Raw genomic sequence first — 21,929 nt, 5'->3', positions numbered from 1 at the left:
CATTGCAGGAATCTCGTTCACTGCTTGATCAGTTTTTCCATCGGCCCTTTAATTAAGGTCAGCGGCGTACGGATCTCATGCGCCACATTGGTAAAAAACTCAATCTTCGCCTGATAGATCTCTTTCTCTTTTTCATGCTCAAAGACCTCCATACGACGTCTGTTCTTGCGCTCCTGTCGCTTGTGATACCGGTGTACAAGGAAGGAAACCGCAGCCAGGCAAAGGAAAACATACATCAGATAGGCAGGCAGGCTTTTCCAGAATGGCGGAAGCACCTTAATATAGATACGCACATTTTTCTTGCTCCATACCGTGCTTCCATTGACCAGTGCGCGGGCTTCAAAAACATAGTTGCCAGGCGCCAGCTTGGTAAAATAAACCTTTCTGTTGGTCTTCAGGTATTCCCAGTCCTTATACAGTCCCGTCATCTTGTAAGCGTATTCCGTCATGTCAGAAGAGAAATAACTCAGGGCAGCAAAGTCGATGCTGAATGACGACTGGTTGTGCTTCAGCACAATCGTATCCGCATAAATCGGGGAGCGGTGCAGGAAGGATTTCCCCTGCCCATCCTCTTTCTCTTCATTCTCAATATGAAAACCCGTCATGAATACCGGGGCCGTATATGCATCGTCATTGATCTGTTGTGGCTGAAAGCTGATCAGCCCTTTCACACTGCCGAAATACATCCTTCCATGTTCATCCTTAAATGCGGAGTTGTAGTTGAACTGGTCGGTAATCAGACCGTCCGACCGGGTGTAGACTTTAACCTTTTTCGTCTCCGGGTTAAAGCGGACCAGTCCGCGAGTGCTGCTGATCCAAAACCGGTGTTGCTCATCTTCCAGAATTTTAAACAGGAAGTTGCTCGGCAGTCCGTCTTCCACCGTATAATGCTCAAATTCTGAACGCTGAGGCAGGTACCTGCAAAAGCCACTCCCATCCGTAGTGACCCAGATCTGCTTGCGGCTATCTTCGAAAATGCCATTGATGGTATTGCTGCTCAAAGACTTTTTGTTGCCCGCCTTTCTCCTGAAGTTCTCATAACCAGGTTTACCCAATCGGAAGCGATAGATTCCTTCATTAAATGTTCCCGCCCAGATGTTCCCCTCACTATCTTCCAGCAGGTTGTTAAAAAACATCACCGGCAGGCCTGGGATCAGGTCAAAGTGATCCTTTGCAGCATCATAAGTATAAATCCCGGCCGTGGTCGCAATCAGGATTACACCAGCCCTGGTTTTATGGAAGGTAAAGATGAAATTGGAACGCAGTCCGCTGCCCTTTCCGGCGAGGTAATGCTTGATCGCCCGACCCGTCCGGATGTCCAGCACATCGAGGCCATGCTCAAACGTACCCACCCAGAGGCGGTCGCCATCAGCCAGCAGGCCATGAATATTCGAATAGGAAATGCTATTGCCTGTACCATCAGGTTTGAAGCTCGTAAACTGTCCGCTGCTCAGGTGCAGCTTGTTCAGTCCCGCATCTTCAGTACCCACCCATAAGTTGCCATGCGTATCCTTGCTGAGCTCACGAACATCACTTCCCGTAATAGAGTTCTGCTCCGGAATAGGGAAGTACTTGTTAAAGATCGCATTGCGACGTGCGTAGTAGTTGATCCCGCCAAAGTAGGTACCCACCCACATTCCCCCTTCGCGGTCCCTGCAAATCGAATACACCGCGTTGTCTGATAACGCGTAACTGTTGCTGTAGACCTTGCGCAGGTTAGAAATCGCAGCCGTCTGGTGGTTATAAATATAGATTCCGGACTCCGTAGCGATCCAGAACTCATGATCATTCAATTTCATCATGTCACGCACGAAGATGTGCGTTTTGTCCTTGTTCATCGTCACCAGGTTTGTCAGCTGGCGCTTCACAGGGTTTAACAATTTGATACCCGCATCCACAGTACCAATCAGGAACTGTCCGTCTGCCGTTTCCTGGATGGAGGCGATCCAGCCTAAGGCCGACGATTGCTTTTTATCGACAAAGTTGCAGTTTTCAAACCGCTGGTCTTGCGCGTTAAAACGATGAATGGTACCATTGGCACTACAGCTGAGCATCTCCCCGTTCTCGCGACAAAACAAGAATGAAGCGGCGAAAGGTGCATCACTTGCCATCAGCCGCATGGATTTCCGCTGGACGTCGTACTTATAGACCTTGTATAAAGCAATCAGCCAGACATCACCTTTCGGGTCAACCTCCAGCTCACTGATTGCCATATCTTTCGTTTCTTTGATCAGGTGGAACTCCTCTTGGGTCGGATCATAATGGTAGAGGCCATTGGCAGTGCCCACCCAGAGACCCTCATTTTTGTCGCTATGTAAAGACTGGATCAGGTCGTTGCCCAGGCTATTGACCTGTGCCGGATCATGGCGATAGGTTTTAAAGGAATAACCATCAAAACGGTTGAGGCCATCTTTGGTGCCGAACCACATGAAGCCATTGTTGTCCTGCGTGCTGCAGAACACCGTATTGTTGGACAGCCCGTTTTCCACCTGGTAATGTTTGAAATAGTAGGGCTGTGCAGAGAGCAGGGCCGCACTGAAGATCAGGAACAGAAATAAGGTTAGCTTTTTCAATTTGGTTAGTAGGGGGCTAAATATCCGGCAATACAAGGAAGCTTATCTATGGAAAGGCATTCTACCCATCAAAGATAAGGAGACCTTAAAATACCTCTTGACGCGAAAGTACATCGTACTGCTGAAAAACAAATATATCAAACTAATAAATCTTTTCAGTCAGAACAGGCGGTAAGCACATCGAACCTTCAACAACATCGTTTTGAAAAAGCTCCGCAGCGCGTCTTCTGCAAGTATCCCCTGCACAGAATGATACGAATTGCAGAAATATTGATACGATAACGAGAAGTGGTCAGCTACAAAAACCGGCATATTTGAATCACCAAATATTTATCTTATGAAAAGACCGTTACACTCCTTAGGCGGAGCAACGGGCTTCAAGTGGCTCCCACTAAAAGCCTTTCTATTCTGCCTTCCCCTTTTCTTTATTTCCGCTGAGAGTTTTGCTCAGGCAACGGCCATATCAGGAACTGTCAGCGATGACAAAGGGACCACGCTGATTGGCGTGAGCGTTAAAGTAAAAAACACAAAAACAGGAACATTAACAGATGCCCAGGGTAAGTTCAAGCTGAGCGTCGAAAATAAAAATGCCACGCTGGTATTTTTATATGTCGGTTATGTGACTCAGGAAGTTCCCCTGAACGGACAGACCAGCGTTACCGTAAAGCTAAAAGAGGACAACCAGAACCTCGAAGAGATTGTTGTGACCGGTTACGGTTCTCAGAAGAGAGAGTCCATCACCGGTTCCATTGCCACGGTAACGGCCAAAGACATCGGCCGTGTGCATGGTGGAGCGACCGTCAGTACCTCACTGGCGGGAAAGCTTCCGGGTGTAACCTTCAGGCAGACGGACGGACGTCCGGGATCCAGCGCCGCCATCCAGATCCGTAACATGGGCCGCCCATTGTACGTAATTGATGGAATCCAACAGGATGAAGGCCAGTTCAATAACCTTGCGCCAAATGATATTGAAAGCATTTCTATCCTGAAAGATGCGTCTGCCGCCATTTATGGGGTACGTGCAGCAAATGGTGTAGTGGTGGTGACGACGAAAAAAGGAGCCGGCGACAGTCAGATTAACGTGGATGCCTATTATGGCGCACAAAACTGGTCGCGCTTCCCGGATGTAGTCCGCACTTCCTATGATTACATGCGCTACAGGGCCGACGCAGAGGTCAACAGCTTTGGCAGTACCAGCATCACCCAGGCTGAACTTGATAAATATCAGGCGGGCACAGACCCTGCCTACCGCAGCTTCGACTGGAGAGATTATGTACTGAAAAGCAATAATAATGCGCCTCAGAACTCTGTCAACGTGAACTTTACCGGTGGAGCAGAAAAAGTGAACTACTACGTTTCCGCGACCAACCTCTACCAGAACTCGGTGATTGGAAAGGAATATGAATTCAACAGGAGCAACATCCAGTCGAACATTACCGCTACTGTAGCCAAAGGGCTTAAAGTAGGGTTAAACATCAACGGACGGATCGAAAGCCGTGAAAACCCTGGTGTTCCCGGTGGAGATGATTACTTCCTGGCGCGTTTCGCTGTATTGAGAAACACACCGCTGGAAAGACCATATGCCAACGACAACCCGGCCTACCTGAATACCATCACCAATAACGAATCCAACTACGCCTTCCTCAATAAGGCCCTTTCTGGTACTTATAGGAATGACTGGCGCGTATTGCAGACCAACTTCAATGCAGAATACCAGATCCCTGGAGTAAAGGGATTGACCGCCAAAGCTGTATATTCCTACTACCTGGCAGATTATGTACTGAACAACCACGAGTTTACCTACGACACCTACACTTACAGACCGGAAACGGACATCTATGAAAGAACAGGTGGCAGTAACAACCCTTACCGTGAGCGTGAGCAGAAAAAAGAATTTGCAACCACTGGTCAGTTTCAGTTGAACTATAACAATACCTTTGGCAAACATTCACTGGGCGCAACACTCGTTGCGGAGCGCATTGAGCTGAAACACCTGCGCAATTACATCCACTCTTCGCCAGTATCCAACAACCTGCCGCTGATCTACTTCCCTACTGCGGACAGGTACGATGACTCTGATGACATCGAAACCCGTATCGGTTACATCGGAAGGATCAACTATAACTACGCCAACAAATATTACCTGGAAGCCTCTGCAAGACGGGATGCTTCTTATCTCTTCGCGCCTGACAAACGTGTAGGTTATTTCCCGGGCGTATCCGCAGGATGGAGAATCACCGAAGAGCAGTTCATGAAAAACCTGCTGGGTGAGTCTAAAATCCTTAATGAATTGAAGTTCAGAGCTTCTTATGGTATCCTGGGTGATGATAGAAACCCTAATGATCCAAACCAGCCGATTGTAACTCCGTATGCCTACCTGCCTGGATACAATTACAACCAGGGAACGGTCATCCTTGATGACAACGCGATTATCGTATCCAGAGATAAGGGTGTGCCTTTCGACAGGATCTCTTGGTTGAAGAGCCGTACCTTTAACATCGGTGCAGATTTTGGTTTGCTGGACAACAAGCTGACCGGTAGCGTAGAATACTTTTACAGGAAAAGAACTGGCCTGCTGGGTGAAAGAAATGACCTGATCATCCCTCAGGAGCTGGGTTATGCCTTGCCACAGGAAAACGTAAATAGCGATGCCCAATACGGACAAGAGCTATCTCTTGCGTATAACAACAAGGTGGGAGAACTGAGCTACAACGTGGGTGGTAACGTATCCTTTACCCGTTCGAAATCGTTAAACACTTACAATCCGATATTCTTCAATTCCTGGGACCAGTACCGCAACTCTATTGAAAACCGCTACAGCAACATCGACTGGGGTTATGAGGTGGAAGGACAGTTCACATCTATTGATCAGATCAACAACTATGCAGTCAACATCGATGGTCAGGGCAACAGAACATTGCTGCCAGGTGACCTGATCTACAAAGATCAGAATGGGGATGGAAAAATTGACCAGTATGACGAGCGCCCGATTGGCTTCGGATATGGCAGGCAGCCAAACATCAACTTCGGATTTACCATTGGTGCAGCTTATAAAGCATTCGACTTCCATGCGGACTTCTCCGGAGGTGCCGGTTATACCTGGTTCCAGAACTATGAAATGCGCTGGGCCTTCCAGAACAACGGTAACCTGAACTCCATCTTCGAAGACAGGTGGCACCGCGAAAACATGTATGATGTGAACAGCGCGTGGATCCCTGGTAAATATCCTGCAAACAGGGTGAATCCAGGTACCTCACATAGCGATTACGCCAATAACTCCGATTTCTGGTTACACAGTGTGAAATACCTGAGGGCAAGAACCATTGAATTCGGTTATACCCTTCCTGCATCTGTGCTGGAGAAGATCAAAATCAAAAGGGCCAGATTTTATCTGAATGCCTACAACTTGTTCTCGTTCGACAACTTGAAAGAGTTCAACCTGGATCCTGAGGTGGCAGACGACAACGGTCTTCAGTTCCCTCAGAACAAAATTGTCAACCTGGGCCTAAACCTTACTTTTTAATCGATCATCATGAAGAAGATATATATATATTTAACCTTTACAGCGCTCCTTTTCGCAGGGGCTTGTAAAAAAGACAGTGATTTTTTAGATGTACCACCTAAACAGGTCATCCCTGATGAGCTCGCCTTCTCAGACCCTGCATTGGTACTCTCCATCATTGGGGATTTATACAACAGACAGCTGGACTTCTCCAGCCTGGACGGCTTTGCCGATCCTAACGGCGACAATGGTGTTCCGGGATGGAAGACCTTCGCCGATTTCAGCGATGCTTTTCCTTCGGAAGGGGGCAGCTACAACATCGTTCAGCGGAACAGCTGGGGCTTCTCGGAATGGAGCAGATGGGACTACGGATACATCCGCGACCTGAACCTTTTCATTGAAAGGGCTACGGCAGCGCCGAAACTTACCGAAGCCGACAAAACAAGATTTATCGCCGAAGCACGTTTCCTTCGTGCCAACTTTTACTTTGAGCTGGTGAAAAGAATGGGTGGTGTACCACTGATCACAGCCTCACAGGTGTACGACTACAGTGGTGTGGTGACCAACCTCCAAACGCCAAGATCCAAGGAGTCAGAAATCTACGATTTTGTCATTGCGGAGGCGGAAGCCATCAAAGACCTGCTACCGACATCAGCAACACAGAAATCAAGAGCAACAAAAGGTGCTGCACTGGCGATGGAATGCCGCGCAGCCTTATATGCCGGATCAATTGCCAAATATGGCGCAACAACACCTCAGGTAAGTCTGCCTGGCGGAGAAGTAGGCATCCCGGTGTCTATGGCCAATGGTTATTATACCAAAGCGCTGACCGCAGCACAGGCGATCATTACCGGTACGGCGGGTGGTTATGCACTATACAAAGTTGCTCCTGACCTTTCGGACAACTTTGCGGCGCTTTTCATTGACAAAAGCAGCGCCAACCTGGAGTCGATCTTCGTGGAAGATTTCAAGGTGAACACGGGCAAGGTACATGGCTATACCACCAACACACAACCCTATTCTATCTCCGACGAGGGTGGTGATGCAGGACGTTTGAATCCTTCACTCAACCTGGTACAGTCTTTTGAGCTGCTGAACAATACTTACGCGCCGCTCGCAACAAGGGATGGCAGCGGAAATGCGATTTTCTATACCAATCAGCAGGACATCTTCGCCGGCAGGGACGCCCGTCTGGCGGGAACAGTATTGTTGCCGAATGCACTGTTCAAGGGTGCGCGTACAGACATCTGGGCAGGTTATCAGCTGGCCGATGGCAGCATCTTCACCAGCAGTGATGCCAGTATCCTCCTGGCCCTCCCTGGCACGAATACACTGGTGCAGGTGGTTGGAAAAGATGGTCCCATCAATGGAAAAGAATTCAGGACACAGACTGGTTTCTACAACAGGAAATACCTGGATCCGGCAGTGGGCTCAGGAAGAAGAGGACGTCAGAGTGACGTTGCCTTTATCCGTTACCGTTTTGGTGAGGTTCTCCTGAATGCTGCAGAGGCTGCTTTTGAGCTTGGACAAACACCAATAGCACTGGGATACATCAACCAGGTGCGTGCGCGTGCGGGTCTGGTTACGCCATTAACAGCCCTTACGTTCGACAGGATTGTGCATGAGCGCCGCGTAGAGCTGGCCTTTGAAGGTCATACGCTGTACGACATGAAACGCTGGCGCCTGGCAACAGCAGTATGGAATGGCGAGGCAATGTCTGTCGCCGACCTGACTGCCAATATCGGTTTGAGAACTAAAAAGAACACGCAGCCTTACGGATTATGGCCATATAAATACTACAATCCAGGAAACGCTAACAATGGCAAGTGGCTCTTCAAAGAGGTACGTCCGAATGTAGTTACGGGAGCCAGCAGGTTCCAGCTTGGCAATTACTATTCGCAGATCAACGATGGTATCCTGTCGGCAAATCCTAAGATCGTCAAACAACCCAACCAATAATCTGCCAGTTAATTGATAAAAGTTATGAAAGTAAATATCCACCATATACTACTGCTGACGATCGCCCTTGGCTTCGCTGCATGTAAGAAAGACAATTTTGAGGAACCATCGTCCAAGCTTACCGGACGCGTGCTTTACAACAATGAAGAGATCGGGCTGCAATACAATGAGGTTCCCCTGGAACTTTATCAGCCTGGTTTTGGTAAAACCGGCGCCATCAATGCGACATTCGCACAGGATGGCAGCTACTCCGCACTGCTATTTAACGGGAACTACAAGCTGATCATCCCTGGCAGCAACGGCCCTTTCCGCTGGAGACAGAATGCTTCTGGCGGCAGGGACACGCTCAACGTTGCTGTGAATGGCGCCCAGACACTTGACCTTCAGGTAGAACCTTACTACATGGTAAGGAATGCCACCTTTACAGCAACAGGCATGACCCTGGCGGCCACCTTCCGCGTCGACCAGATCATCACTGGTGCTGATGCCAAAGCCATTGACCAGGTGGTAGTGTATGTCAACAAAACGCAGTTTGTTTCCGGTGCTGACAACATTGCTTCCACCAGCATTGCAGGAGCAGACATCACCAATCCCGCCAGCATGAGCCTGTCGGTGACCATCCCTGCGATGACGCCTGCACAGAATTACGTATTTGCACGTGTGGGGGTTAGGATCTCTGGTGTCGAAGACATGATCTTCTCACCCTTGCAGAAGATCCAACTGTAAACCGCTTTAATATCAAATGAAACTATAACTAAATACGCTTAATTCAACTTTAAACACACACAATGAGAAAAAATCTATCGGCACTACTCCTATTGATGCTCAGCTACTCCGCAGTGAATGCGCAGCAGAAGACCTGGCAGCTCAACAGAGACAAGATCGTATCCCCCTGGGCGGAAAAGGTAGACCCTAAGTCGGTCCTTCCGGAATACCCAAGGCCACAGCTGGTACGCAAGGACAACTGGAAAAACCTGAACGGACTGTGGGACTATGCGATTGTTCCCAAAACATCCGCAAAACCTGCAAAGTTCGAAGGCAGCATCCTCGTGCCTTTCGCAGTGGAATCGGCGCTTTCGGGCGTCGCCAGGACTGTCGGCAAAGACAGCACCCTATGGTACAACACATCTGTCAGCATCCCTTCATCGCTGACCAAACAGGATGTATTGTTACACTTTGGAGCGGTCGATTGGCAGACGGAAGTTTTTGTTAACGGAAAGAGTGCCGGTACGCATGAAGGTGGTTTCGACCCTTTCTCCTTCAACATCACCGGCCTCCTGAAAAAAGGCGGCAAGCAGGAGATCAGCGTCAGGGTTTGGGACCCTACGGATGATGGCCCTCAGCCAAGGGGAAAACAAGTCAAAAAACCGGAAGGCATCTGGTATACACCGGTAACGGGCATCTGGCAGACAGTTTGGTTAGAAGCTGTGCCTAAAGCCCATATCGTGTCTACGAAACATACACCGGATATAGACAAAAAGACGATCACCATCAGTGCCGATGTGGCCAATGCCGCGCCTGGCGATCAGCTGAAGATTACTGTTCTCGACGGTAAAAGCGTAGTTGGCGAGCAAACGATTGATGCTGCTGCCACTGCGGTTATTGACATCAAAAACCAGAAATTATGGTCGGGGAAAAACGCTTTCCTTTATGACCTGAAAGTATCCCTGGTCAGAAAAGGCAAGTCTGTGGATGCGGTAGACAGCTACTTCGCCATGCGCAAGATCTCCATGCAGCCGGATGCCAGTGGCATTCAACGCATGATGCTGAACAATGAGTTTGTGTTCCAGTATGGTCCTTTGGATCAGGGATGGTGGCCGGATGGTCTGTATACTGCGCCAACAGAAGAGGCGATGGTATATGACATCGACCAGCTGATTGCAATGGGTTTCAACATGATCCGCAAGCACATCAAGGTGGAGCCTGCACGTTATTACAACTACTGCGATAAAAAAGGGATCCTCCTGTGGCAGGACATGCCTAGTGGCGACTTAGGTAACCGCTGGGAGAACCGTCCTGGTATCTATCATGCCAATACAGACAAAAAACGTACTGCTGAATCGGAAGCCTATTACCATAAGGAGTGGGATGCCATCATCAATACCTTGTACAACTTCCCTTCCATCGTGATGTGGGTACCTTTCAATGAGGCCTGGGGACAGTTCAAGACGGTTGAGGTGACGGAATGGACGATGAAAAAAGACCCTTCAAGATTGGTAAACAGTGCCAGTGGTGGTAACTACTACACTACCGGACACATCTCCGACTTACACAACTATCCGCAGCCAGCAATGCCACGTCCGGATCTTTTCGGTCAAAAGCAGATCCTGGTGCTGGGTGAGTTCGGTGGTTTGGGATTGCCCCTGCCGGATCACTCATGGCAGAAGAAAGACAACTGGGGATACCAGAGTTTCAAAAATGCAGATGAGCTTTTTGTGAGGTATGAAGGTTTCATGAAAAACCTGGCGGAACTGATCCCTGCAGGTTTATCAGCAGCAGTATACACACAGACTACGGATGTGGAAGGCGAAGTGAACGGCTTCATCAGCTACGACAGGAAAGTGATCAAAGTGCCTGCAGCGAAACTGAAAGCAGTGCATGAGCCGCTGTACAAAATCAGCATTCAGAAGTAAACAACATCTTTTTATCAGATGAAAAGCAGGTCATTCATCCTGCTGCAACATCAATAATCATTTAAGCTTTGACCTGATCCTTGTGGTCGGGTCAAGGCTTTTAACAAACACAAACAAATGAAACGAATATTCTCTCTTTTATTCCTGGCTGCGCTGCTATTTGAAGCGAACGCACAGGAAAGGAAGGCCCCGGCCTATCCCCTGATCACACATGATCCTTACTTCAGCGTGTGGTCGTTCAGCGATGGCCTGAACGCCAGCACCACCAAACACTGGACCGGTGCGAACCAGTCGCTGCAAGGACTGGTAAAGGTAGATGGCAAGACCTACCGCTTCCTGGGTAAACAGGAGGCTGAACTGCTGACCATCCTGCCTGCATCAGACGAAGTCAACTACACCGCAAAATATACCGAAAGCAAACCTGCCGATGGATGGGAAAAAGCGGGCTTTAAAGACAGCGACTGGAAAGCGGGCTCCGCTCCTTTTGGCGATGAAAATGCGAAGACAGCATGGAAAAGCAGGGAGATCTGGGTACGTCGTCCTTTCAACCTGGACCGTACGGACTTTAAAGACCTTAAACTGAAGATTGCGCACGATGATGATGCGGATGTATACATCAACGAAACAAAAATATATGACTGTCATTGTGTAAATGGCAAGTTCACCTATATCCCTGTGCCGGCATCGGTATTGAAAAAAGGCGCCAACATCATTACCATGCATGTGGTGAACACCGGCGGCATCTCCTGGGCAGACTTTGGTCTGGTTTACGAGAAACAAATGCCTGCGGATGGGGTGATCCTGGCGAAACAGAAAGAGGTCATTGTAAATGCAACACAGACGATCTACAAGTTCGACCTGGGCAGCACAGACCTGGCAGTGACCTTCACCTCGCCATTATTGATGAACGACCTGAACCTGGTGTCCAGACCGGTATCCTATGTATCTTTTGCCCTTAAAGCGAACGACAATAAGGTGCATGATGCTTCGGTATACTTCGGTGCATCGACAACGCTGGCGGTAAACACTCCGTTCCAGCAGGTGACGACGAAAGCCTACAAATCCGGCGCATTGAACGTGTTAAAAGCGGGTACCGTAGCTCAACCCGTATTAAAAACAAGGGGTGACGATGTGCGCATCGACTGGGGTTACATGTATGTCGCCGCTCCTGAAAATGCGGAAGCACGCCAGTACATCAGCAACGCTGAAAATGCAACGGCAAGTTACCTCAGTGGTAAACCGGCAACAAATGTTGCTGAAGGCAAAAGCCTGGTGTTATCGACCGTCCTGCCTTTCAAAGTTGGCGGTACAGAAGTGGAAAAACATCTGATGCTTGCTTATGATGACCTGCTATCCGTGCAGTACTTCGGTAAAGACCTCAGACCATGGTGGAACAGCAACAATGACCAGACCATCGATCAACAGCTGGCAGCAGCGGACCAGCAGTATGCCTCTGTGATCCAGCAGTGCACAGATTTTGACGCCAAGTTCCATGCGGCCAATGTAAAGGCTGGTGGGGAGCAATATGCAGACCTTTCCGACCTTGCTTATCGTCAGTCGATCTCGGCACACAAACTGGTAAAAAGTCCGAAAGGAGAGCTTCTTTTCTTATCAAAAGAGAACTTCAGTAATGGTTCAATTAATACGGTAGACATCACCTATCCTTCTGCTCCGTTGTTCCTGGTATACAACCCGGACCTGTTGAAAGGAATGATGAATGGCATCTTCGAATACAGCGAAAGTGGCAAATGGAAAAAACCTTTTGCAGCACATGATTTGGGAACTTATCCTCTGGCCAACGGACAGACGTATGGTGAGGATATGCCTGTGGAAGAATCGGGCAACATGATCATCCTGACGGCAGCTTTAGCGAAAGTAGAGGGCAATGCTGAATATGCAAAGAAACATTGGGAAACACTGAGTGTCTGGGCAAACTACCTGAGTAAGGAAGGTTTCGACCCTGCCAACCAGCTGTGTACCGATGATTTCGCCGGTCACCTGGCACGTAATGCGAACTTATCAGTGAAAGCCATTGTGGCGCTGGGCGGATATGCCATGCTGGCGGATCAATTGGGACACAAGGATGTTGCGGCCAAGTACAAAACAATGGCCCAGGAGATGGCAAAAAAATGGATGACCATGGCGGATGATGGCGACCACTATGCCCTGACCTTCGACAAAAAAGGTACATGGAGTCAGAAATACAACCTGGTGTGGGACAAAGTACTAAAACTGGGCATCTTCCCTGAATCGGTTTTCAGGAAAGAAGTTGCCTACTACCTGACAAAACAAAATGCTTTTGGCTTGCCATTGGACAGCAGAAAAACGTATACCAAGTCTGACTGGATCATGTGGACGGCTACATTGACGGACAATGACGAGGATTTCCAGAAGTTTGTGCGCCCAATCCATAAGTTTGCACTTGAAACACCTAGCCGTGTGCCTTTGAACGACTGGCATGAGACTACTGATGGCAAACAGGTAGGCTTCCAGGCCCGCAGTGTGGTGGCTGGATATTCCATGAAATTATTGGATGATTTATTAAATGACAAATAATTTGAAAAGTCTATTGATATGGAGCCTTGCCTTTGCTGTATGCATGGGCAAGGCTTCTGCTTTTACAGCAGAAAAGAGCATAATAAAAAAAGATCATGAGCTTTCATCGAAGCGCATTGACCATGATACTTTAACGAGCAGTGGTCGTGACACCTTGATGAGTATTGGTCACAATACTATGATGACCAAGCCCGTTTCTGATACGATTTATCTTGCTGATCCTACGATTTTTGTAGATCAGGGTACGTATTATCTGTATGGAACGAGCAGTGAAAAGGGCTTTCTTGTTTATCAATCGAAAGACCTGAAGAAATGGTCGGGCCCTGCAGGAAAGAAAAATGGCTTTGCCCTGGCGAAAGGCGATGCATTTGGTAGCGGAGGCTTCTGGGCACCCCAGATTTTCAAACGTGGGAAATTGTATTATATGGCGTATACCGCTGATGAGCAGATTGCCATAGCCACCAGCGACAGCCCGCTTGGTCCATTCAAACAAGAACAGCATAAAGCCATCTCCGGTGTCGGTAAACAGATTGATCCATTTCTTTTTACAGATACGGATGGTAAAAACTACCTCTACCATGTGAGGCTTACCAGCGGCAACAGGATATATGTTGCTGAAATGAAGGATGACCTCTCCGACGTCCTTCCTGAGACCGCCAGGGAGTGCATTGCTGGCACTCAGCCCTGGGAAAACACTGCACATACCGACTGGCCGGTAACGGAAGGCCCAACGGTCATCAAACGGGGAAATTTGTATTACCTGTTTTACTCGGCAAATGATTTCCGGAATCCGGATTATGCGATGGGTTATGCGACCTCCCTCTCTCCTCTGGGTCCATGGGAAAAGTTTGAAAACAATCCAGTCATCAGCAGGGATGTTTTGAAATACAATGGCACCGGGCATGGCGACTTCTTCACAGACAAAAAAGGACAGTTGCAATATGTATTCCATACGCACCACTCCAATACCCGGGTTTCACCAAGGGCTACTGCTTTAATTAAAGGGAAGTTTGTGAAAAATTCTTCAGGGATCGAAGAACTTGAAATACTGCCGGAAAGTTTCGGATTTATCTTAAAAAACAGTTCGGAATAATAAGAATAACTCGAAAAAGTCATCACAATAAATGAGTTCAACCCGCCCGGAATTTCAATTAAATTTTATTTTTAATATTAAGGCAACTGTTTGTTTTATTTGGTTTATTATCTATAGACTCGCATTGAAAGCTTTAACAGATGCAGAGAGACACGACCATAAAGAGCCCCATTTCAAAACAGTCAAAGACTTATGATAAAATTGTCCGGGAGAATATGCAGAAGGTCTTGCCTGCACTTATCAACGACCTGCTTGGGATAAAAATCATCGACAGGGAAGATTTGCCGGAAAGCATACAATATACCAACGAGGTCATCCCTGATCAACTCAGCAAGATCACGGATAGTCAGGGCGGAACTTACATCCTGCATATCGAATGGCAGTCCAGGAAGGATGTCTGTATGACCAACAGGATGTTAACCTACAGGGCTATGCTTCGCAGGAAATATAACCTCCTGGTAAAACAGTATGTGATCTTTCTGGAACACAGCAACCAGAAGATTTCTCCAGAAATTGAAGAGGAGCAGTTAAAGTTCAGCTATCACATGATTGAACTGCGGCAGTATGACTATCAGTTGTTCCTCAAATCAGAGATACCAGAACAGCAGCTGCTCGCCATCTTTGGCGATTTTGGCGCAGTCCCCCCTACGGAGGTCATCAGCCAGATCATGCAACGCCTAAAAAAAAATCCAGACGGGGACTTGACTACCAACAAGCTTTTAAAACAACTACGTGTATTGACACAACTTCGGAAACTTCAATCAGAATTTAAAACAGCTATGGGAACAATTACAAAATTTAAAGCAGAAAAAGATCCTTATTATATCGAAGGGTTTGAAAAAGGAATTCAACAGGGAGTTCAACAGGGAGTTCAACGAAGAAATCACGCTATCGTCATTAACCTCATTCAACAATGTAGGTTTTCCGATGAACAGGCTGCTAAAGCAGTTGGGGTACCGATTGAATTAGTCCAACAGATACGAAAGGAACTAGAAGACAAAGACCGGGATAGCTTATCGTAGCAATTTTTACAAGTAAAAAAAAGCAACAGGCCCAAACCTGTTGCTTCTGATATTTTGATGGTAACGGGGCTCAGCGCGCCAAGATGAAAGAACAACCTATGGTGCTGGCGGCGGAGTTGGTGGGAGTTTCAGCCCGGAAATCCCCGTAACGACTTCTTCTTCCTCATCTTTTCCACGTTTTTTCTTTTTCTTCTTTTTGTCACCACCGTTTACTTGCTCCTCAAGAAACTTCTCATATTCCGGCAGTTGTTCTGGCTTCAGGATATTTCTGATTTTATCATTGTTATCATTCTGCAGCTTGTAGTATTTGGTCACATCATCCGGATCAAAAGTACCGGCCTGCCGTTTTTTTGCCATCTCCAGCTGCTCCTTTGACAATTCAAGATTGTAGTTATAAATGATGCTCCTTTGGGTAGAATTTAACTTGATTTTCTTCTCCAGCGCCTCCATGGTTTTGGTGGTCATTTCGGTGGCGGTAGGCATTTTTTGAGTCTGGGCAACAGCGCCTAAACCCATAAACATCAGTGAAATCAGCAGGTATTTTTTCATTATCATAGCGATTAAGGTTCCTCTTAAGAAACGAATGTCTTTATACCCACGCAATTTAGGAAAAAATAAGCCAAAAATCCATTTCGAGATCAAGAACAGAAAAACCTTGCTCATGCATGGGGCATTAGGAACCTGGTGACCGCATAAAAAAAGCAGGCCCTGAGACCTGCTTCTGTTTTATCATAATTATAACCTCCTGATCACATGGATCTCAATGTTACGTTACGCATATTGAACATCCAGCGTAATGTTTACGCTCAATGCTTTTGATACGATACAATTTGCTTTAGCACCTTCTGCGATCGCTTTGAACTGTTCTTCAGAAACGCCGTCGATGGCCGCTGCTTTCAGCTTCAGCTCGATACCGGTGATGCTCAGTGCAGCCATATCCAGATCCAGGATTGCCTCAGTATCGAGGTCGTTGGCAGTAAAACCAGCGTCAGTTAAAGCGGCGCTAACCGCCATAGTGAAACAACCTGCATGTGCTGCAGCGATCAGTTCTTCAGGGTTGGTACCGATACCTTCCTGAAACCTTGTTTTGAATGAGTACTGGGTATCATTTAATAAAGTGCTCTGAGAAGTTAAAGTTCCGCTTCCTGCAGTTAAAGTGCCATTCCAATGTGCTTTTGCTGTACGTTTCATGTTGTTTTATTTTTTGGTGATTGTTAAAATAATTTTCTAAATCAATTTACAATAATTAACTAGGGTAATGATAAAGAACTGATGTTGACTTTTCATAACGCTATGGTTATCTTAAATGTTTTTAATTGACAAGTCAAAATTACAACGAAAAGCATCAGCTGGCAATGCACCATTCATCCCTTGTACAGGACTTTTTTCCCCTCGCTTTTTTAAAGGCAGAATCTGCCCCATTCATCACTACATCATGCCAAATCAAACGCTAGGATTGGTACTGTAGCCGGAACTGTTGGGGTGCCATCTTTGCCTGCTTCCTGAATAACCTGATGAAATAAGAAGGATCATCATAACCGAGTTTGTAGCCGATTTCCTTTACACTCAGCTCCGTATGCACCAATAGCCGTTTGGCTTCCAGTATAATGCGGTCCTTGATCAGGTCATTGGGGGCCACATGGTTATACTTTACAATCCGCTTGTTCAGCACCTTGGGACTAACCTTTAACAGTTCTGCGTAGTCCGCAACAGTATGCAACTGCATATAATTCCATTCAATCAGCTGACTGAAGTTCCGGGAAAACTCGATCTCGCGTTTCACCTCTTCGTTTCCACTGTGATGTGCCTGCTTCCACAACCTGGTGGACCGGATGATGATCTGCTTCAAGAGAATTCTCAGCATCTCCTCCATTGAAGATTCCTCCGCATCATACTCCTCTTTGAGCTCCATAAAAATCCTGTACATCGCTGCAGAGGAGGCTTCATCCATTTCAATCACCGGAATTTCATAGACATTATGAAACAGGATGCCATCACAGGCCACCTCCTTATCATGGATTTCCACACAATAGAAGTCGCGGTTGTAATACAGCATCATCCCCTCACAGGTCTGTCCAAACTGGTAATACTGGCCCGCATTGATGAAAAAGACACTGTCTTTAGTCAGGCTGTACTCCTGGAAATCAATCACCACCTTCCCTCCGTTCTTCACAAAGACAACTTTGACAAATGGCTGGTAATCGTATTGGGCCAGCAATCCGGGAAGGTCGCCTGAAAACTCCAGGTAGCCAAACCGCTTAAATTCAAAATGTTTGAGGCGCATCATCCGCTTGGTTACTCCTCTCCTTCAAGGTAAATGTCATGCACCAGGAACTTCACATTTTTCGCCGGCAGCAGGAGGTCGGCTACATCTTCAGAATCAATGTGGTAGATCGTCTCAGCCTCATCAGGGATCTCAGAATTCGGGATCAGCTCAAAAAACTGTACCGCAAGGTCTGACTCCAGCTCTACCAGCTTCACATATTTCACCCCATTTTCCTTCCAGTCCTTAAAGATACTGGTACTGAAAAGTGAGTACGGGTTTTTATCCTGATTTTCCATGCCCTAAAACTAATCAATTCAAATTAATGCCTGAAAAATTTAAAACTGCATTTTTACAATTGTCTTTATCAAAAAGATAGGTACCTAATCATCAATTTGAAAACGCACGGTGATCCTTCCGGATGATGGCAGCAGTTTGCCAAGGGTTGACAAATAAACATTTGCTGCATTTTTCTATTGATCTGACGAAGCCTTCAGCTGACAGTTGAGCAGCCAGGAATTTCCGTATTTATCAGTGAGCTGGCCGAATAAAGCGCCTGCGGCAGTTTCTTCAATAGGCGACTGTGCCCTGCTTCCCGCCGACAAGCGGTCGTAGCAGCGCCGTAGTTCTATTTCGGAACTGCAATTGATGAGCATGGAAACCCCATTTCCCCTGTTGAGCCCTTCATCTCCCACCATGTCGGAGCCCATGATCATCATCGGCCCCTGTTTCAGGGTGGCATGCAGCACATAATCCTTCATTCGTTGAGGCAGGTGTTCAGCAACAGGTCCGCTACCCACAGTTTGCACAGTCAGCTCACCCCCGAGGCAGCTTTTATAAAATTGCATCGCCTCCCGGCAGTTGCCGTTAAAGCTCAGATAGGAATGAATCTGCATCATTTTCTACAGCATTTGAAAATTATCATTGAACCTATACAAAGCTACTGGCAAGGCGTAAAAGCGCCCTTGGGGAAAAACGACAATTGCAGGGGTTGTTTACGTCAGGAATACAGACTATCTTTAGGTAGCCAAATCACCGCTTAGACCATTATAGACCTCAACTCATGAAAGACATTGCAATCCTGATCCCCGAAACAGCTGTCATTGAAGCCATTGCTGATCCCGGTTACGTATTCAGAATGGTGAACGAATTTCTGGAGTCATCAGGAAAACCGGCGCTATTTAACGTCAAACTTGTCGGCCTGAACAAGGAGGTCAAGCTCAACAAAGGCCTTTTTACTGTTCATACCGACGCGCTGACAACAGAAGTCAAAAATACTGACCTGATCTTTCTGCCCGCCATCAGTGGCGACATGGCCACGGCCATCAGGCTTAACGAAGCATTGATCCCATGGGTAGTGGCCCAATACCATCAGGGAGCCGAGCTCGCCTCCCTTTGCTCCGGCGCCTTTCTGCTGGCTTCAACAGGCCTGCTGAACGGCAAGAAGTGTTCCACACACTGGATGCACGCAACGGAGTTCAGGGCGATGTTTCCTGAGGTGACCATGGTAGATGGCAGCATCCTTACCGAGGAACACCGCATTTATTCCAGCGGCGGTGCCAACTCTTACTGGAACCTGCTGCTGTACCTCGTGGAAAAATATACGGACAGGGACACTGCCATCCTTGCCTCCAAGTTTTTTGCGATTGACATCGACCGGGAGAGCCAGGCGGCCTTCATGATGTTCAAAGGACAGAAAGACCATGACGATGAGGCCATCAGGAAAGCCCAGGAGTTCATTGAAGGAAACTATCAGGATAAAATATCGGTAGATCAGCTCGCTTCGATGTTTGCACTGGGCAGAAGAAGCTTTGAGAGACGTTTCCGTAAAGCCACCAACAATACCGTAGTCGAATATACCCAACGGGTAAAGATTGAAGCGGCAAAAAGAAGTTTTGAGAGCAGCAGGAAAAACATTACGGAAGTCATGTTCGATGTGGGCTACACCGACACCAAAGCTTTCAGGGATGTTTTCAAAAAGATCACAGGGCTGACCCCAATTGAATACAGGAACAAATACAATAAAAATATGGTTGCCGCCTAGCCCGGGAATGGCTGGAAGCAAGACAACTGCTCTTAATGCGATAAATAAAAAAATGGCACCTCTGTTTTCATTTCAGAGGTGCCATTTTTTAAAAGATCTGAGGATCAGTCTTAGTTTACACCAATGCTCAGTGTAGCAATCCTTTGCACGCTTTCGAAAGCCTGGCCTTCCACTTTTTCATTTTTGGATGCCTCAAGGATGTATTTTCCAGTCCACTCCGGAGTAAAGCTTGCTTTACCTTCTGCACCAGTTTTTACTTCTTTGCTCCATCCTTTAGGAGAGAACACCGTTACATAAATGCCTTCAGTAGCGGCGGATTTAAACTGGCTGCTGAAATCAACAGGTTTACCTTTTTTCAATGCTTCTTTCACATTGACAAATACGCCAAGCTCCGATTTATTGGCCAGCAGCTGATTGCCTTCATCAGACTTACCCACAGCCACTAATGCTGCAGCATTGAACTGATATTGTGTTTTTCCAGCAATCTGTCCTACATTGTGGCTTACAGTAATGGTATATACACCATCAGCAGCGGGAGTAAAAGAAGCAACAAAGTGATCATCTTTTGCCGTTACCTGTAATTGTGTTTTTTCACCTGAAGGACTCCATGCCCAAAGGGTAAACTCTTTGGTATCAGACCACCAATCGGCAAGCTTCTCAGGAGCACCATCTGCAGGTTCGCCATAAAAGACTTTCACATCCTGGGCAACCCCTTTTTTTCCACTTGCAGCGGTTTCAATGTATAGCGCATGAGCGAACAACTGGCTTACACTGAAGGTAAGCACTAATGCCATAAGAAGAGTTTTAAATTGATTCATGTGTTTTCGTAATGATGTTTAATTTATTTAGATATATTTATTTAGGTGATTTTTTTTAAAAATGATATTTAATTGAAAAAGGATATAATCAAAGCAACCCCTCACCATATATAATGGTATCGCCCACAAATATAGAGCTATTTAGAACTATTACAAATAAACAACATTTAAATCAGGGGACTTTGCATTATCTTCGCTGAAGATTCAAACAATTTATTGAAAACTGAGTTAAGCATGCTTAGTATTTTCTTTAACAAAGAAGCATTTATCATACGGATACACGATTAAATATGGACGTCAAACCACAACCCGCAAAATTCAACCTTCTCGCTTTAATCCTCAGCATCGGCATCACGCTGGGCGTGGGCATATTGGGCAGTCTGCTGACCGTGCCATCTGTACGCAGCTGGTATCCTACCATCAATAAGCCTTCCTTTAATCCGCCAAACTGGATCTTTCAGCCGGTATGGACTACGCTGTTTGTGTTGATTGGCATCTCTGCATACCTGGTTTGGCAACGCCGGGCTTCCATTGCGCACTTCCCGCGGACCGTGGCTGTCTACGCCATCCAGCTGGTGCTGAATGTGATGTGGTCTTTCCTGTTTTTTTACGCACGTAACATCGGCATGGCATCATTTGAAATCGTTGTGCTGCTGATCGTAATCATCATCAACGCGAGGGTATTTTACAAGATCAACAAGGTAGCCGGGTTACTTTTTATCCCCTACATCCTCTGGGTGAGTTTTGCTGCCGTACTAACCTTCAGTATTTATCAGCTGAACCATGGATAATTTATTACATTTGGGAAGTCAAACGCATCATAAAAATTAACGAAAATAACGTACCTAATGAAACCGATATTCTTCCTGCTGCTGCTTTCCCTCATTGGTGTTTCAGGTTTTGCACAAAATGCAGACATTAACAATTTCATTGTTAAAGAAAGTTTATTGAAAAACAGTAAGCTGGCAATCATCGCCGCAGACTCATTAGAGAACCCTTTAGAAAACATTAACGGACAATATACCTTTACCGTCAGCGGGTTTACACAGCCGGTGAACTTTCATGGCGGTATTGCAGTGTTACCGCTTCAGCTGGAGCGCTCGGCATTTGTGTACCTGAAACATCAGAATGATAAGGGTACCCACAGCAAACTGCTCTATGTGTATAAAAAAGACGGAACACTGAACCCCTACACCATCAACAGCTTGTGGCTGATCCTATTTCCTGTCGTAGTTATTTTCCTGGCATTTGCCTTCCGCAAATTCATCATTGTGGCCGTTATCCTCATGTTGGTCTTCTTTTACTTCAACCACAGCAACGGACTGAATGTATCTACATTTTTTGAGACCGTATTTGACGGATTGAAGAATATGTTCTAGAAGTTCCGCAGTAAGGTACAATCAGCTGACCAAGGCAATAACCCAGGCACTAGAGCAGTAACCAGGTCATCAATTTAAGCATCGAAA

The 21,929-nt window shown here is 46.8% G+C and carries 17 protein-coding genes; 10 read left to right on the top strand and 7 right to left on the bottom strand.

Features of this window, described 5'->3' with window-relative positions:
• Positions 1 to 17 precede the first annotated feature (17 nt).
• The gene (locus tag PBAL39_RS22470; RefSeq protein ID WP_008245979.1) at positions 18 to 2,573 is read right to left on the bottom strand and encodes a two-component regulator propeller domain-containing protein; all 2,556 of its coding nucleotides are present in this window, start codon (positions 2,571 to 2,573) and stop codon (positions 18 to 20) included.
• A gap of 337 nt (positions 2,574 to 2,910) precedes the next feature.
• Here PBAL39_RS22470 and PBAL39_RS25205 point away from each other — a divergent pair, with 337 nt between their 5' ends.
• The 7 genes from PBAL39_RS25205 to PBAL39_RS22435 all read left to right on the top strand — a co-directional run bounded on the left by PBAL39_RS25205 (position 2,911) and on the right by PBAL39_RS22435 (position 15,338).
• On the top strand, positions 2,911 to 6,096 hold the full coding sequence (locus PBAL39_RS25205) for a TonB-dependent receptor (protein WP_008245978.1): 3,186 nt from the start codon (positions 2,911 to 2,913) through the stop codon (positions 6,094 to 6,096).
• A gap of 9 nt (positions 6,097 to 6,105) precedes the next feature.
• Entirely contained in the window at positions 6,106 to 8,034 is a 1,929-nt protein-coding gene (locus tag PBAL39_RS25200; RefSeq protein ID WP_008245977.1) for a RagB/SusD family nutrient uptake outer membrane protein, read from the top strand.
• Between the two features lie 24 nt (positions 8,035 to 8,058).
• Positions 8,059 to 8,760 (top strand): DUF3823 domain-containing protein, encoded by a 702-nt coding sequence (locus PBAL39_RS22455; protein ID WP_008245976.1) that lies wholly within the window; start codon positions 8,059 to 8,061, stop codon positions 8,758 to 8,760.
• Between the two features lie 62 nt (positions 8,761 to 8,822).
• Positions 8,823 to 10,667 carry a glycoside hydrolase family 2 protein gene (locus PBAL39_RS22450; RefSeq protein WP_039867462.1) on the top strand — a complete coding sequence of 615 codons (1,845 nt, stop codon included), beginning with the start codon at positions 8,823 to 8,825 and terminating at the stop codon, positions 10,665 to 10,667.
• 117 nt (positions 10,668 to 10,784) lie between these two features.
• Positions 10,785 to 13,223, top strand: a complete 2,439-nt coding sequence (locus tag PBAL39_RS22445; RefSeq protein ID WP_008245974.1) for a glutaminase family protein — start codon at positions 10,785 to 10,787, stop codon at positions 13,221 to 13,223.
• 1 nt (position 13,224) lies between these two features.
• Entirely contained in the window at positions 13,225 to 14,316 is a 1,092-nt protein-coding gene (locus PBAL39_RS22440; RefSeq protein ID WP_232282999.1) for a glycoside hydrolase family 43 protein, read from the top strand.
• Between the two features lie 140 nt (positions 14,317 to 14,456).
• Positions 14,457 to 15,338: a hypothetical protein gene (locus PBAL39_RS22435; RefSeq protein ID WP_008245972.1), complete on the top strand. Its 882-nt coding sequence runs from the start codon at positions 14,457 to 14,459 to the stop codon at positions 15,336 to 15,338.
• A gap of 96 nt (positions 15,339 to 15,434) precedes the next feature.
• Here PBAL39_RS22435 and PBAL39_RS22430 read toward each other — a convergent pair whose 3' ends face one another.
• From PBAL39_RS22430 to PBAL39_RS22410, 5 genes are all read right to left on the bottom strand, one after another.
• On the bottom strand, positions 15,435 to 15,887 hold the full coding sequence (locus tag PBAL39_RS22430) for a hypothetical protein (protein WP_039867487.1): 453 nt from the start codon (positions 15,885 to 15,887) through the stop codon (positions 15,435 to 15,437).
• Positions 15,888 to 16,109: 222 nt separating this feature from the next.
• Complete coding sequence (locus PBAL39_RS22425) at positions 16,110 to 16,529, bottom strand: OsmC family peroxiredoxin (protein ID WP_008245970.1); 420 nt, start codon at positions 16,527 to 16,529, stop codon at positions 16,110 to 16,112.
• 259 nt (positions 16,530 to 16,788) lie between these two features.
• Entirely contained in the window at positions 16,789 to 17,625 is an 837-nt protein-coding gene (locus PBAL39_RS22420; RefSeq protein WP_008245969.1) for an AraC family transcriptional regulator, read from the bottom strand.
• Between the two features lie 8 nt (positions 17,626 to 17,633).
• Complete coding sequence (locus tag PBAL39_RS22415; RefSeq protein ID WP_008245968.1) at positions 17,634 to 17,900, bottom strand: hypothetical protein; 267 nt, start codon at positions 17,898 to 17,900, stop codon at positions 17,634 to 17,636.
• A 174-nt stretch (positions 17,901 to 18,074) separates the two neighbouring features.
• Positions 18,075 to 18,500, bottom strand: a complete 426-nt coding sequence (locus PBAL39_RS22410; protein ID WP_008245967.1) for a VOC family protein — start codon at positions 18,498 to 18,500, stop codon at positions 18,075 to 18,077.
• A gap of 164 nt (positions 18,501 to 18,664) precedes the next feature.
• Between PBAL39_RS22410 and PBAL39_RS22405 the strand changes: the two genes are divergently transcribed.
• The gene (locus tag PBAL39_RS22405; RefSeq protein ID WP_008245966.1) at positions 18,665 to 19,645 is read left to right on the top strand and encodes a GlxA family transcriptional regulator; all 981 of its coding nucleotides are present in this window, start codon (positions 18,665 to 18,667) and stop codon (positions 19,643 to 19,645) included.
• A gap of 110 nt (positions 19,646 to 19,755) precedes the next feature.
• Here PBAL39_RS22405 and PBAL39_RS22400 read toward each other — a convergent pair whose 3' ends face one another.
• Positions 19,756 to 20,439, bottom strand: coding sequence for a DUF4198 domain-containing protein (locus PBAL39_RS22400; RefSeq protein WP_008245965.1), 684 nt, complete (start codon positions 20,437 to 20,439; stop codon positions 19,756 to 19,758).
• 314 nt (positions 20,440 to 20,753) lie between these two features.
• On the opposite strand from PBAL39_RS22400, the gene PBAL39_RS22395 reads away from it, so the two are divergent.
• A complete protein-coding gene (locus PBAL39_RS22395; protein WP_008245964.1) occupies positions 20,754 to 21,254 on the top strand; it encodes a TspO/MBR family protein in 501 nt (166 codons plus the stop codon).
• 57 nt (positions 21,255 to 21,311) lie between these two features.
• Positions 21,312 to 21,842: a hypothetical protein gene (locus PBAL39_RS22390; RefSeq protein WP_008245959.1), complete on the top strand. Its 531-nt coding sequence runs from the start codon at positions 21,312 to 21,314 to the stop codon at positions 21,840 to 21,842.
• The last annotated feature ends 87 nt before the right edge of the window (positions 21,843 to 21,929 follow it).

Origin of the sequence: Pedobacter sp. BAL39 (assembly GCF_000170795.1) — a bacterium.
Classification (GTDB): domain Bacteria; phylum Bacteroidota; class Bacteroidia; order Sphingobacteriales; family Sphingobacteriaceae; genus Pedobacter.
Note: the sequence above shows the minus strand (reverse complement) of the source record. Positions and strands in the feature narration are given on the sequence as shown.

What these genes read in the sequence shown, in the direction of transcription:
- PBAL39_RS25205 (WP_008245978.1), top strand. Translation starts at nt 2,911, where the DNA reads ATGAAAAGACCGTTACACTCCTTAGGCGGAGCAACGGGCTTCAAGTGG.
- PBAL39_RS25200 (WP_008245977.1), top strand. Translation starts at nt 6,106, where the DNA reads ATGAAGAAGATATATATATATTTAACCTTTACAGCGCTCCTTTTCGCA.
- PBAL39_RS22455 (WP_008245976.1), top strand. Translation starts at nt 8,059, where the DNA reads ATGAAAGTAAATATCCACCATATACTACTGCTGACGATCGCCCTTGGC.
- PBAL39_RS22450 (WP_039867462.1), top strand. Translation starts at nt 8,823, where the DNA reads ATGAGAAAAAATCTATCGGCACTACTCCTATTGATGCTCAGCTACTCC.
- PBAL39_RS22445 (WP_008245974.1), top strand. Translation starts at nt 10,785, where the DNA reads ATGAAACGAATATTCTCTCTTTTATTCCTGGCTGCGCTGCTATTTGAA.
- PBAL39_RS22435 (WP_008245972.1), top strand. Translation starts at nt 14,457, where the DNA reads ATGCAGAGAGACACGACCATAAAGAGCCCCATTTCAAAACAGTCAAAG.
- PBAL39_RS22430 (WP_039867487.1), bottom strand. Translation starts at nt 15,887, where the DNA reads ATGAAAAAATACCTGCTGATTTCACTGATGTTTATGGGTTTAGGCGCT.
- PBAL39_RS22425 (WP_008245970.1), bottom strand. Translation starts at nt 16,529, where the DNA reads ATGAAACGTACAGCAAAAGCACATTGGAATGGCACTTTAACTGCAGGA.
- PBAL39_RS22420 (WP_008245969.1), bottom strand. Translation starts at nt 17,625, where the DNA reads ATGATGCGCCTCAAACATTTTGAATTTAAGCGGTTTGGCTACCTGGAG.
- PBAL39_RS22415 (WP_008245968.1), bottom strand. Translation starts at nt 17,900, where the DNA reads ATGGAAAATCAGGATAAAAACCCGTACTCACTTTTCAGTACCAGTATC.
- PBAL39_RS22410 (WP_008245967.1), bottom strand. Translation starts at nt 18,500, where the DNA reads ATGATGCAGATTCATTCCTATCTGAGCTTTAACGGCAACTGCCGGGAG.
- PBAL39_RS22405 (WP_008245966.1), top strand. Translation starts at nt 18,665, where the DNA reads ATGAAAGACATTGCAATCCTGATCCCCGAAACAGCTGTCATTGAAGCC.
- PBAL39_RS22400 (WP_008245965.1), bottom strand. Translation starts at nt 20,439, where the DNA reads ATGGCATTAGTGCTTACCTTCAGTGTAAGCCAGTTGTTCGCTCATGCG.
- PBAL39_RS22395 (WP_008245964.1), top strand. Translation starts at nt 20,754, where the DNA reads ATGGACGTCAAACCACAACCCGCAAAATTCAACCTTCTCGCTTTAATC.
- PBAL39_RS22390 (WP_008245959.1), top strand. Translation starts at nt 21,312, where the DNA reads ATGAAACCGATATTCTTCCTGCTGCTGCTTTCCCTCATTGGTGTTTCA.